The organism is Nostoc sp. (assembly GCF_036917615.1).
Lineage (GTDB): Bacteria > Cyanobacteriota > Cyanobacteriia > Cyanobacteriales > Nostocaceae > Nostoc.
Genome location: NZ_JBALCZ010000054.1, coordinates 1 through 12,878, shown reverse-complemented (window position 1 = coordinate 12,878; position 12,878 = coordinate 1). Strand labels below are relative to the sequence as shown.

Sequence of the window (12,878 nt, the reverse complement as noted above, 5' to 3'; positions counted from 1 at the left end):
GAGTTCAGCCTTTAGTGACAGTAATCTGCTGTCGGGCTGGATTAGTTATTTACGGGCTGAATACCGCGATTTACTAATCAACGAATCGCACTACTCCTATCTTTCTACTTAAGTTTTCGTTAGATATTTATAAATTTTTTTAGTTACTTAGATAAATATATAAAAAAACTGAATTTTTAAGTATATTTTCCTTGGCTTCCTCTCAACTACTCTAGCTGTTACCTCTAATTTCCTTCAAGTAGAAGCAAAAAGTATACCCAGAGAAAAAATCTTCCGAGGTGAGAATTATGGAACACTAACAAACCAAGGAAAGTTACGTACCTACTATATGTATACGCCAAAATCTTACAATCATAAACATGCGATGTCATTAGTTTTAGTGTTTCATGGAGATAATGGCAGTGGCAATTCTATTGCTAAAATTTCTCGCTTCAATAATTTAGCAGAGGTATTCGGGTTTATTGCAGTTTATCCAAATGGACTTGAGCATCAATGGAGCTTTACAGGTCATGTCAGACAAAAAGTGGATGATATTTCATTTGTCGCAGCTTTGATTGGGCATATAGAGCAAATTAGAAATATCAACCGACGTAAAATCTATGCCACTGGTTTTTCTCAAGGTGGGATACTTACTCAAGCTTTGGCCTGTAGACTTCCTAATAAAATTGCTGCTTTCGCATCAGTAGCTGGCTCTCTAACTGCTCGATTTGCCCGTAGCTGCCATCCAACGGTTTCGATATCAATGATGATGATTAATGGTACGAACGATTTCAGTGTACATTATCATGGCGATCCCATTACTCAAAAAGAGGCTCTTGTTTCTATCCCAGAAACCATAAATTTTTGGAAAAGGCATGACCAATGCACTTCATCATCTCAATTTCAACACTTAACTCCAACTAAATCTCGTAATCACTTGCAAGTCAAAGCTTTTCGTTACTCGGGTTGTAAAAACGCCTCAGAAGTCTTGCAGTTCGCTGTAGTCAATGGTGGGCATTTCTGGCCTGGTGGCGCTTCAATTGATCCGAAATTAAATCAGGTCAATATTCAGCTTGGTTTTAATGCCAGTAGAGCAATTTGGAGCTTTTTTCAACGCCACAGTTTGAGTAGTTTGAAAGCATCAACCACTAGAAAAACTAAAAGATAATCTCCCAAATAGCTGACACTATACTCACAGCATGGTATTAGCGATAACATTGTATAGAAATTAAACACTATCAATAAAATGCTACATATGAAATGCCAATTCTTACTAAACGCTTTGTTTGCACAGATGAAAGTAGGTCATTTATGGTGGATAAGTACCTTATTATGGATGACTTTAGCTACCCCTAGCATTGCATCTGTAATCTTGCGAATCGCAATTGAGAGAGGAGTTAATCAGGTAACAGTTGGCAGTTCTACGACTGCGTTGGTTAAAGATAGTACTGGTCAGACTCTCGGAAAATTACCAGCAATGAGTTCATTTTATGCCTCTTCAGTTCCAGGCGGTGTGGCTTTAGATAAGTGGCAGTCTGGTTTATTTTGGATTGAACCGACAGGTAAGGGATTCGTTTACATTGGCGAACACTGGTATCGAGGCAGAACTCTCGTTGTCCCAACAGATAAAGGGCTAACCGCTGTTAACTGGGTTGATGACGAAGAATATCTCTACAGTGTTGTTGGTGGCGAAATGGATACTGAGTGGCCCCAAGAAGCTTTGAAAGCGCAAGCTGTTGCTGCCCGGACTTTTGCTCTCTATGAGCGGGAAAAACAGCGCAATAATCCTGTTTACGATTTAGGTGATAGTCCAGATCATTGGCAGAATTATAAAGGAGTAATCAATGAAAGTAGTAGTACTTATGCCGCCGTTGATGCTACTGATAAACAGGTACTAACTTATAAAGACAGTGTTATTCTCTCAGTTTTTCATGATTGCTCTGGAGGACATACTGAAAATGTCGAAGATGTTTGGGGAAGTCACGAGCCTTACCTGCGTGCTGTTGAAGATTACGATCAAAATGTTAGCGAGTGCAAATGGGTAAAAACTTTCTCCCCTAAAGAAATTAGCGCCAGGATTTCTGGTGTTGGCAATGTTTTAGATATGATTGCACAAACCTACTCACCTTTTGGTAGTGTTAAAGTTTTAAAAATCGTTGGTGACAAAGCTACGAAGATACTGGTTGGTGAAGAAGTGCGTACAGCCCTAAAGATAAAAAGTACCCACTTCAACCTTAGCAAAGCCGCAAATGGTAGTTTTGTACTTCAAGGACTTGGCTACGGTCATGGTTTAGGCATGAGTCAATGGGGCGCATACAATTTAGCTAAAACAGGAGTAAACTATTTGCAAATTTTAGGGCATTATTATCAAGGCGTAGCTTTAAGCACAATCCAAGCAAAGTAACATGAAATTAATACTTCTGGGATAATTTTGGTTGATCTAGATACTGATAAACTATCCGTGAAACTTGGCGTACAAATTCCCTTCCTCGCTCATCGTCATGGGGTCTAATCACAAAAATTCCTGCCAAGTAATGCTTACCATTTGGCAAACTAATAATTCCTGCATCCCCAACTAAAAATCCAATATCTCCAGTTTTATGAGCAATAGTTCCACCTTTACCCACACCAGCTGCCAGCAACTTGTTATTATGGCAATGACGCAATATATCTAAAACTTGGAACTGACTACCCTCTGAAATCAACTTATGTTGGTCAACTAAGGCTGACAACCTGACTAAATCTGCTGGACTAGTAGTATTAGTGCCTCTAAAGTCTCCTAACATATTGCGAATTACTGTATTTTTTAGTCCCCAAGTGTGGAAACGCTCATTAAGTTTTGCTTTTCCGCCTAGACGGTCGATAATCATGTTACTAGCAGTATTATCGCTGATCGTAATCATTTTGTTAACAGTTTCCATTACACTCAGCTTTATTCCTGACCGTTTATACTGCAAGTCACCGGAACCACTCGCTACTAAGTCACGTCGCATGACTAGCTTTTCATCAAGTTTGATTCTCCCAGCGTCTACTTGTTCAAATAAAGCAATTAAAATCGGATATTTAATAGTACTAGCTGTCGGAAATACCTTTTCGCCATTAATATTCAAATAATTACCTGTTTCTATATCTAAGAAAAACATTCCCGGTTTGAGAAAACTGTAATGAACCATTAATGCTCTCACTTGAGACTTTAATTCTGGTATTTCTTTGCCTAATGGGATAATTCCACCAAATAAAGAAGGCTCATTTACATTCGGGAAAATCTCTGGTTGATTGAGTTGAGGAATCAAACTTTTTTGTATAGTTACTCCACTTGGAAAGCTAGCCAATAAATACTTCCAATCCGTTGTTGACTCTAAATGACTCCGATTATAATCAAATCTTTGAGATTTTATGCTAGCTGCTAAACTGGGCGATGTTAAAAAGAAAGTACTAATAATAGTTAGTAAAAAACTACATAATTTCATGGAGTTATTTCCCAGATAAATTTATTTCTTCGATAGCTTTTTAGTCATATCTTATGCAAAATACGTATAATCTGCTAAAATCATAGTTAAATTTGTTTTCAGTGTCAATATCAATACATCCTCTATTAATTACTCAAATAAAATTACTATGTTGTTTATTTGGGAGATTAGTAATTGACAGTTAATCTGGATTGATTATGAAAAAATTATTACATACTTAATTGAGGAAAATATTACAAAATTATGACGAAAGTGTGTTTTGCTTACATAATTGCATTGAAGCCCAGTCAAACCTGTTCTATCAAGTACAGGCTTTCTGAATATGAACGGCTTTGCATAAATGCGGGATGAATCGGGGGTTGAAACCATTGATAATTCGTTCCAAATTGGGCGAAATCATCCCATGATTCAGCAACGCCATATGAACAGTTCAGCTGACACGAATAGGAGACTGAGCAAAACAGAGTTTTTCAACGGAGTCTTCAACAAAATAAATTTTAAGCAACTAAATCGATTAGTACGTAATCACACTCTTGGCAATACATAAATACATCATTATACTTCCTCTGAAGGTAAGCATATAAAAAATCTTACTTCCGATCAGCAGGATGACTGATTACTTAACCATTAAGGGAACTTCACGTGATCAATAATAAACCGAGTCTTTGGACTTCAGGAAAATTAGTTTGGCTGCTTATCTTCTGCGGTAGTTTGAGTCTGATTTTAATCAGATTGAATAAAATAAATCTTCTTCAAGTTCAATCAAAACAGACTCTAAATCTAAATAATATAGCAGCAAATGTACTCACTCAACAGCGAGTTGAGGAATTTAAGACAGTGATGTTGAAAAGTTGGCAGCAAGAAGCGCAAGTAAAGGGTTTTTCTGATTCTATTCCATCAAGTTTCCAAGGTGCGATAATTGAGGCGGCAAAACTCTCTCCGCCTCAGAAAATAATTGCTCTCACCTTTGATGATGGCCCTTGGCCTGAAAGTACAGCAGAAATCTTAGATATCCTGAAAAAAAATCAGATCAAAGGGACGTTTTTTGTAGTTGGGCAGAATGTGAAAAATTATCCCAACTTACTCAAGCAGGAGATTGCTGAAGGTCATGTCATTGGCAACCACACTTGGCATCATTGGTATCAATTCTTGAATCCACAAGCCGCCGCTTATGAAATTGACCACACTTCTGATCTGATTTTTCAAACTACAGGCTTAAAAACAAATTTATTTCGACCACCTGGAGGATTTATGCATAATGGGGTAGTTAACTACGCTAGAAATAGTAAATACGCTATTATTTTGTGGTCATCTGACTCTGTAGACTATTCCCGTCCTGCTGTTCCCAAATTAATCGCTAATGTATTCAGAGAGGCAAAACCTGGTGGAATTGTCTTAATGCATGATGGTGGTGGTAATCGTTCTAAGACTGTAGAAGCTTTACCACAAATTATTGCCAGCTTTCGCAAGCAGGGCTATCGCTTTGTAACCATCCCTGAACTCTTAGAAATCGAAGATAAAAAACAAAGGTTGATTGAAACTAGAAAGTAATACTTAACTTCTACTCGTAAGAAAATGCCCAGCTTTTACAAGAGTACCATTCGGTACAGAGTACACTATTCCAACTGAGTGTCCTTACTTCAATCCTCCCGTTTCCCTCTCTTAGTCACTCAGCACTCATGAATACTTAAAAACTCAATTGGGTAAAAAGCCAGTAACGACACTAACTACCAGAAATATTCCCATCGCCAAACGATACCAAACAAATACCCAAGTACTGTATTTTTCTAAATAATGAAGTAAACTATAAATCGCAGCAAAAGCAGAAATACTAGCTGTAGTTAAACCAATAATTAAAGTTATCCAACCATTGATATCAAGTCCAGCTTTGAAAAGCGTATGGAGTTCTAACGCTCCTGCTAGAAACACGGCTGGCAAGCCCAGTAAAAATGAGAATCTAGCAGCAGTTTCTCGTTCCATTCCTAAGAATAATCCAGCGGTTAAGGTAGAACCAGAACGAGAAACTCCTGGAATTAAAGCTAATGCTTGACAAATTCCTACCAAAATCCCGTCACTTAGTGATAGTTGACTAAAAACGCGATCGCGTTTTCCAAATCTCTCTGCAATTCCTAGCAACAAAGACATCACAATTGATGAAATTCCCACCACTATCAGAGTGCGGAAAGGAGAATTACAAACATTGAGACTTTTTTTTAGTAAAAGACCTGCAACAGCAATAGGAATTGTACCGATTAATAATCCAATTGCTAAACGAAAATATTGGTTGCTGTAATCTTGTTCAGAAATCGCTCTTACCGTTGCACCTGTTAATTTTTTCAAGTCTTGCCAAAAATAACTAATTACAGCCGCGATACTCGCTAACTGCATCGCTGCACTAAAAGCACTTCCCGGATCTTGCCATCCTAGTAATCCCGGAATAATTCGTAAATGTGCTGTGCTACTAATGGGTAATAATTCAGTAATCCCTTGTACAATTCCTAAAAAAACTATTTTTAACCAACTCAATTTTAGAAAACCTAAATCGACATCACTTGCACAAGAGACAGTCGATAAAAATAAATCAAACATCATAGCTTTATCAATGGATATTGTACTCTTGAAGATAGAAAGTAGTAACTATATAAAGAATTACATCTCAAAAAACTGTTACTAATTGCTGTTAAAACAGATATTCTGCTCCGATACATTTTTTTGAAATTAAATACATTACATTGATGTTACTATGACAAAACTCTGACGAAAGTATGACTAATCTAAAAATTAGCGTTCACAATTAATGTAGATTTGACAAGTAGGCGATTTCTAATTCCAAATCTCAAATCCAAATTCTTAAACGCTATTAGATACTTTTTCTTAGTTGCAACCAATCTTTACCGATCTGGATGCTGATATCGGAGTAGAGATTGCCAGTGCTTTCCACTCGGACTTCCCCTAATTCTAAAGTGTCGCGAATTGATTGAGCGCTGTCACTATCTCCCTGTTGGGCAATAATCCGAGTTACTTCTAAAGGCTCACCCCAGCTTTTAGTAACATAAATATTACTATAGCCAGCTTCTTGCAAGATTTTGATTAGTGGACGCAAGTTAGCATGATTGCTGCCAGTGCTGTCTTGAATTGCAACTCGTAAACTAGCTCGATGATGGGCTACTTGTGGTTTTGCTGCTGAGTCCAAATCAAAATACTCAGCCATCATGGCAGGAATGCGCCTGCTGTCTGGTATCCAGTAACTAGCATCATACTCCTTTTTTTCGCTAAAACGACCAGGCACCATTAACATCTGCATATTAGAACGAGTAGTTTTCACCATAAAACCTAACAGCGCCACTAACTCTTCTACCGTTAAGTTGGAATCAATATGTTCTTTAACTATGTCAAGAATTTTAGGCAGTTGAGTGAGTGTGGCTGGGTTGAGCGTTTGATCGGTTAAGGCACTAATGACCATTTGCTGCCGTTGAATGCGACCAATATCTCCTAATTCGTCATGGCGAAAGCGCAAAAGTTGCAGCGCTTGGTCTCCGTTGAGATGTTGCTTGCCTGCTTTCAAATTGATGTATAGATGCTGAGAATCATCTCGGTATTTCATCTTCTTTGGTACATAGACTGTCACACCACCCAAGGCATCGACTAACTTGCTAACTCCCAAAACGTTAATTCTGATGTACCGATCAATTCCCACTCCACCCAAGAGATTACTGACTGCTGTACTGGTCAAAGCCGGCCCACCATAAACATTGGTAGCATTAATTTTGGTCATGCCATGCCCAGACACCTCTATGCGCGTATCTCTAGGAATGGAAAGCATAACTAATTTTTTCTTTTCTGGCTCAAATCGCAGTAGAAGCATGACATCAGATAGACCATCAAAGGAATTTAGTTCGGGCTGATATCTTAGATGTAGGCTTTCAGGGGGCGGGTTTTTAATGTCTGGTGGCAGCACACTCATCCCTAAAACTAAAATGTTCACAGGGCGACTTAATCCAGAAAATTGTAGTCCACTCCCAGTGATCCCCTCTCCATCAAACACTGCTTGCTGTTGTTGATTTAGCTGAGTTTTCTGCAAAGGTTTACTGGTGAAAGAAACTGCTAACAGGATGAGTGCGATCGCTGATATGAGTGCTATGGCACTCATCCCTACCCCAAACCACAGCCAACGTCCAAGTGTAAGTTTTTTAGTATTTTTGTTACCCCCTTTGAAGCCTTTCACTGAATGGTTTTCTCCTGTTGGCATTCTTTTAACACTCACTCCTCACACTAGACAATTTGTGCTTGTCATTCGGATTTAAAACAAACAAGCTAATCTACAATAGCTGACTCTCAAATCATCTCTTAGCCAAAATCTTATCTGACTTTGGAGTAATACTAACCAACACTTTTAATAAAATATCTATAAAATAACTTATACCAATGGCATTTTTGTGACTAATATATGGCACTTAGATGACGTTTAATAGAAAATACTTAATTTGCTAAAATTATAAAACTAAAAGTATTTATCACCATTGGCTACAAGCGTTATTACTAATTGAAACGAACTCAGAAAAAATGATACATCTGCTAATCCCAGTAAGCTTTGATAAAAAATCAGATTCATACAACTGGAGTTTGGACTAAAGCAAGCGAAAATAGCTCGACAGTGGATTCCATTGAGTGGATGTCAAAAAATTAGAGAACTAAGTCAGAAAAAAAGTGTTAGGCAGTATTTTTAGATACTTTCTTAGGCTTGTTAAAGGTTTTTTTGACAATAGGAAAACGAATCCGTCTCTGGTCATACTTTTGTTATAAGTTTGTCATAAGTGCGTCAAGTTAATATGAAACAATTAGAAATTGTCTTTTACTGCTTATGTGAGTTGGGTTATCGCCAAGCCTGGTTAATAGGCTTGCTTCCTCAGCATTCCATGTCCTACAAGTGTGTACCTGTACCTGTGCCGTGAAACAATTCTCTGCTTTGGCTACTCCTACGAAAAGCCAGGCTTTTGAATGTCCCCCCACAAGGTATATACCGTAGCTTCTCTTAGTAGGCGCAAAATTTTCAACAGAATTACGGAATTGAGATGACATCGCTTGAAGTCATAATTGTCATCATATAAACTGACTGCATTCACTGAACTTCAAGATTTACCAACTCCAAACAAAAAATCTTGAAAATGACCAAATAATTAAAGCTACAAAGGAGATAAATCAATATGAGTGAGAATGATAGCCCACAAGCAGATCCAAAACCCACAGGAAATAGACCACAACCTCCTAAGACAATAGGAAAACCAGTTAGAACTGAATTCATTAACTCCTCACAACAGCCCACAACACCAAAATTATCAGATATTAATTGACCACGAGTAATCTGTAATTAATCCCTAACTCTCTTCGAGAGAGTTGAGCCGAACTGTATTGGGCGATAGAACACAACTCAATCCAGTTCACGAATAATCGGTTGCAACATTTATTTGAGCATCATAATCACTATATGATTATAATGCCCAAATAAGCAGTTCAAAGTAGCTAATCAAATCAGTAACGTTAGATTAATAACCTAAGTTGTTAGTACACTATAGCCTTGCTCTTGAATACCAAGTGACAATATTTATACACCCACATTGACTAAATCAACATCAGCAAGCCATCATGACTTGCTCGTAGGAGGGCAGTAGCATATTTACAGTATTTTTGAAGAAGGTATACAGCTAGTTCATAACTATTAGGTTGAGTTGCGTAAGTCACTCAAGGCAATACTTCGGCTGCGCCCTTACCTCGACTTCGCTACTTCGATGCCGTTCTATTGCTCTCACCAATTGCAACTTGTCTGAGTATGCATTCCTCATCAGAGCGCTCACAAACAATCCTCCTGCTACTCCCCGACAACAACCCACCTCCCCACGAGAGCAACGTGATTTTTTGTATATCAAGTTTGAATTCACCTGTTGGTAGAGATGCGATCGCTATTGTATGTTTTGAGAGGGCTTTGCAATGTATCTTTCTACACTGTAGTAGACCTGAAGTTGATCCGGGGTCAGTGTTAAACCAAGGCTTAATATTTTGTGACCACAAACAGGGAATTTATTAAGATGATTGAAAAGATAAGATTTATTAGCTTCGGTATTTCTGAATTATGAAACCTAACTTAGAAGATATCATTGGGAGTTTTCCCCGCCGTCAAATTCTCAAAACTGCTCTCACCTTTGTAACTGGTTTAACCGCCACATCACTGGTATCTTTTTTAATTCCCAAATCCACAAAGCCAGCACAAGCAATTGTTGTACAACGGCCAAATGAGTTTGAACTTCAGGGCGAAGGTACTTATATTAAGTATTCAATTCTGAATAGGGTTCCACAGCTTGATTACAAGACTGAAAAGATTTCCCGACATTTTAGTGGTGGTGAAATTCAGACATTAGCCACTGATATCGGGATTTTCAAAGCTTGCAGCAGTCCGAGCAAATGTCGCGTCATCGAAGCTCCATGTCGGTGACCAGAGTCGCCAGAGCAGACGGCACAACTCGCGCCGATTGAGCGTGAGACCGGCGCGTCCTCGTTCTAAATGGAAATAATATTGATACCAGTTGCGATACTCTTTCTCAGGCGCGACTGGGTTGCCCGCCTGGGAAATGTTCTGAATGTTGTAGCCTGCACCGCAGCTCACCACGCCCTTCGCCCGCTCTGGCCAGAGCGCAGCCACGATGCAGGCAGCCCTGCCGCCCCAATCAAAGCCGGCGAGCACGGCGCTTGGAATTGCTAAGGCGTCCATCAGAGCAAGGAGGTCAGCGCCCAATGCCGCCTGCTGCCCGGAACGAGGCGTTTTTGCTGCTCTGAAGGTCGTGGAACCGTATCCACGAAGATAAGGGACGATGCAGCGCATTCCAGCCGCACTAAGCCGTACTGATACGGCGTCGTAAGTATGCACATCGTACGGGAAGCCATGCAGCAGGATGACGGTCGTACCATCCGTCGGTCCGACCTCCCTATAGGCGACGTTCAAAACACCAGCGGCAATATGTTTCATGCGTTCCCCCTCCGACACCAAAAGCCTGCAATAGCCCTTTTATTGTAAGTTCGACATTGACAATTTCAACTGCAAGTTAGATTTTAGCGAGAACTACTCAGGACTTACGCAACCAGGGTAAGCACATCTCAAACCCAATTGACACGGTAGTTTTGGGGTTCACCTAAAGCATAAATAAGTTCAAAATCACTCTCGTGAGCCTTGGGGTGGGATTGATATTTTCGTTTTTATGTGGTTCAAAAACATAAAAAGCTATTTGACCCATGTTTTTTCAATCATTTACGACAATTCGTCCTATTTTGAATGAAAAATTGATATTCAGATAGAGTTTTAAGCATTTTATCTGTATCAATAGTTACATAATTAGATGCGCTTACCCTGCTTAAGCAGGCAAGCATAAGACAGAAGAGTTAGCATTTTATGAGTCAAGGATATAAATTATAAAATGACATAACTCGGTTGTAAATTCTATAAATTTCTTCACCTATTTCGACATTTAAAGAATTAGACGTACTCAACTTCTGGTATCGGTCAATCCTGCTGGGAACGGTTGAGAAAATCAGCCTATTTTTGAGTCAAAATTATACCCCCTTAACAGGGGTAAGGGCGACAACTTAAGGTTATTGAATCCTATGTCTACAGTCGCCCTACATCAAAAATATCGACCCCAGACAATAGCCGAATTAGTTGGACAGCCCTACATCAAAACTGCTCTGACTAATGCTGTCAAATACCTGCAAATTGCACCAGCTTATTTGTTTACAGGTTCTAGAGGCACAGGTAAAACATCAACTGCTCGAATATTTGCTAAATCGCTCAATTGTCTCAACACTAAAAAACCAACTGACCAACCTTGTGGTATTTGTCAATCCTGTCGTTCAATTGAAACCAGCAATAGCCTAGATGTCAGTGAAATTGATGCTGCTTCTAATAATGGTGTAGATGATGCCCGTGCTTTAATTGAACGCTGTACTTTAGCACCTGTTGCAGGACGTTACCGAATTTTTATTCTCGATGAGTGCCATTGTCTAACCGGTAACGCCTTCAATGCTTTACTTAAGTGTATCGAAGAACCGCCACCTCATGTTGTTTTCGTTCTCTGTACAACAGAACTCCACAAGGTGTTACCTACCATTGTCAGCCGTTGCCAAGTGTTTAATTTCCGTACTTTGTCTGTTCAGACTATTGTGCAGCATCTCCGTATTGTAGCAGATGCAGAATCTATCTCTATTGATGATGAGGCACTAACAGCGATCGCACGACTCAGCGATGGTGGATTGCGGGATGCACTGCAATTACTGGGTCAGGTGAGTCTTTTAGATGAATATATCACTGCCAATCATGTCATGGAAATCGCTGGTGGTGTGACAGAAACAGAATTAATGTCAATTTTACAGGCAATATCCACCAATAACACCTTTAACTTGCTGCAAGTAGCAAGACTTCTAGTGGACTCTGGTAAAACGCCCAAATTGATTCTCTCAAACCTACTGCAAACATACCGAGATTTACTGATTATCAAGTCTGCCCCCAAAGAGCAATCCCTGCTAACTGGTTGTGTTAGCTATGCTCAACTCAAGGTTTTAGCAAATCACTGGAATTTCGAGACGCTGAATTTGTCTCTAGCAGAGTTACAAAAAGCAGAAAACTATCTGCGGTACACAGTAAATGCTGCTGTGTGGCTAGAAGTTTGCTTACTGAACCTGATACCCAGTTTATTACCTGTCAGTGCAACCAAGACGCTAACTGTTAAACCTGTAAATGACAAAGGGGATGACGGCAAGTTGCTACCGTCAGTTACAGCCAATAACGCTAACCTAGCTCAAATTTGGCTTTCTGTGATGGATACAGCTAAACCTAGCAATCAAAAGCTGTTGGCTCATGCAAATCTCGTTAAATTGCAAGGTGACAAGGCAATTTTAGAGGTTACACCAGCTTACTTGAATAAGTTTGAGAGTAGTAAAGAAGCGATCGCTAAAATGCTGCAACGAGCTACCCAAAGTCAACAACCAATGACTGTATTAATTAAAACTGCCAATAAGAGCAGTAACGGGAGGGTAAAAGCATGATTGTCTTGTTGACAGGTGACGACCAACACGCCATCCAGGAACAGCTAAACCAATACAAAGCAGAGATTGATGCCCAATGGCTCACACTTTGCTATCACCGATTTCCAGCCGATCATCTTGACCGAGCCATCAGCGTAGCTCGTACTCGTTCCCTGACAGGTGGTAAAAAACTGGTGATTGTGGAAAATTGCCACCTCAAGCAGTGGGGTGATACTGAGTTGTCAACTTTGCAGCAGCTTGTTCAAGTCTGGAGTTTAGACTAAGCCATGCAAAAAGACCCAGCAGGGCTGAGTGAATCAGAGACTTAGCAAAAGTATGAACAATCTTTGATATTAAACAGCT

11 protein-coding genes are annotated in these 12,878 nt (G+C 39.5%); 7 read left to right on the top strand and 4 right to left on the bottom strand.

From position 1 onward, the window contains the following. Nucleotides 1–328 precede the first annotated feature (328 nt). Together V7K85_RS18090 and V7K85_RS18085 are read left to right on the top strand one after the other, a co-directional pair. The gene (locus tag V7K85_RS18090) at nucleotides 329–1,147 is read left to right on the top strand and encodes an alpha/beta hydrolase family esterase (protein ID WP_334815147.1); all 819 of its coding nucleotides are present in this window, start codon (nucleotides 329–331) and stop codon (nucleotides 1,145–1,147) included. Between the two features lie 87 nt (nucleotides 1,148–1,234). Beyond that, nucleotides 1,235–2,383 carry a SpoIID/LytB domain-containing protein gene (locus V7K85_RS18085; RefSeq protein ID WP_334815145.1) on the top strand — a complete coding sequence of 383 codons (1,149 nt, stop codon included), beginning with the start codon at nucleotides 1,235–1,237 and terminating at the stop codon, nucleotides 2,381–2,383. Between the two features lie 7 nt (nucleotides 2,384–2,390). On the opposite strand, the gene V7K85_RS18080 is transcribed toward V7K85_RS18085, so the two are convergent. Next, a complete protein-coding gene (locus V7K85_RS18080) occupies nucleotides 2,391–3,449 on the bottom strand; it encodes a serine hydrolase (RefSeq protein WP_334815143.1) in 1,059 nt (352 codons plus the stop codon). Between the two features lie 642 nt (nucleotides 3,450–4,091). Between V7K85_RS18080 and V7K85_RS18075 the strand changes: the two genes are divergently transcribed. Then, nucleotides 4,092–5,000 carry a polysaccharide deacetylase family protein gene (locus V7K85_RS18075; protein WP_442940597.1) on the top strand — a complete coding sequence of 303 codons (909 nt, stop codon included), beginning with the start codon at nucleotides 4,092–4,094 and terminating at the stop codon, nucleotides 4,998–5,000. Between the two features lie 144 nt (nucleotides 5,001–5,144). On the opposite strand, the gene V7K85_RS18070 is transcribed toward V7K85_RS18075, so the two are convergent. Together V7K85_RS18070 and V7K85_RS18065 are read right to left on the bottom strand one after the other, a co-directional pair. Beyond that, nucleotides 5,145–6,041, bottom strand: coding sequence for an undecaprenyl-diphosphate phosphatase (locus V7K85_RS18070; RefSeq protein ID WP_334815141.1), 897 nt, complete (start codon nucleotides 6,039–6,041; stop codon nucleotides 5,145–5,147). Nucleotides 6,042–6,309: 268 nt separating this feature from the next. Then, complete coding sequence (locus tag V7K85_RS18065) at nucleotides 6,310–7,713, bottom strand: LCP family protein (RefSeq protein ID WP_442940596.1); 1,404 nt, start codon at nucleotides 7,711–7,713, stop codon at nucleotides 6,310–6,312. Nucleotides 7,714–8,653: 940 nt separating this feature from the next. On the opposite strand from V7K85_RS18065, the gene V7K85_RS18060 reads away from it, so the two are divergent. Continuing rightward, complete coding sequence (locus V7K85_RS18060) at nucleotides 8,654–8,800, top strand: hypothetical protein (RefSeq protein ID WP_334815140.1); 147 nt, start codon at nucleotides 8,654–8,656, stop codon at nucleotides 8,798–8,800. A 776-nt stretch (nucleotides 8,801–9,576) separates the two neighbouring features. Beyond that, nucleotides 9,577–9,936 (top strand): hypothetical protein, encoded by a 360-nt coding sequence (locus V7K85_RS18055; protein ID WP_334815139.1) that lies wholly within the window; start codon nucleotides 9,577–9,579, stop codon nucleotides 9,934–9,936. Here the strand turns inward: V7K85_RS18055 and V7K85_RS18050 are convergent. Beyond that, a complete protein-coding gene (locus V7K85_RS18050) occupies nucleotides 9,859–10,467 on the bottom strand; it encodes an alpha/beta fold hydrolase (protein WP_334815137.1) in 609 nt (202 codons plus the stop codon). The two genes, V7K85_RS18055 and V7K85_RS18050, sit on opposite strands and share 78 nt — an antisense overlap. 632 nt (nucleotides 10,468–11,099) lie before the next feature. Here V7K85_RS18050 and dnaX point away from each other — a divergent pair. Both dnaX and V7K85_RS18040 read left to right on the top strand, forming a co-directional pair. Further along, on the top strand, nucleotides 11,100–12,536 hold the full coding sequence (gene dnaX / locus V7K85_RS18045) for a DNA polymerase III subunit gamma/tau (protein ID WP_334815135.1): 1,437 nt from the start codon (nucleotides 11,100–11,102) through the stop codon (nucleotides 12,534–12,536). Further along, nucleotides 12,533–12,799, top strand: coding sequence for a hypothetical protein (locus V7K85_RS18040; RefSeq protein ID WP_334815133.1), 267 nt, complete (start codon nucleotides 12,533–12,535; stop codon nucleotides 12,797–12,799). Before dnaX ends, V7K85_RS18040 begins: the two co-directional genes overlap by 4 nt. Nucleotides 12,800–12,878: the final 79 nt, after the last annotated feature.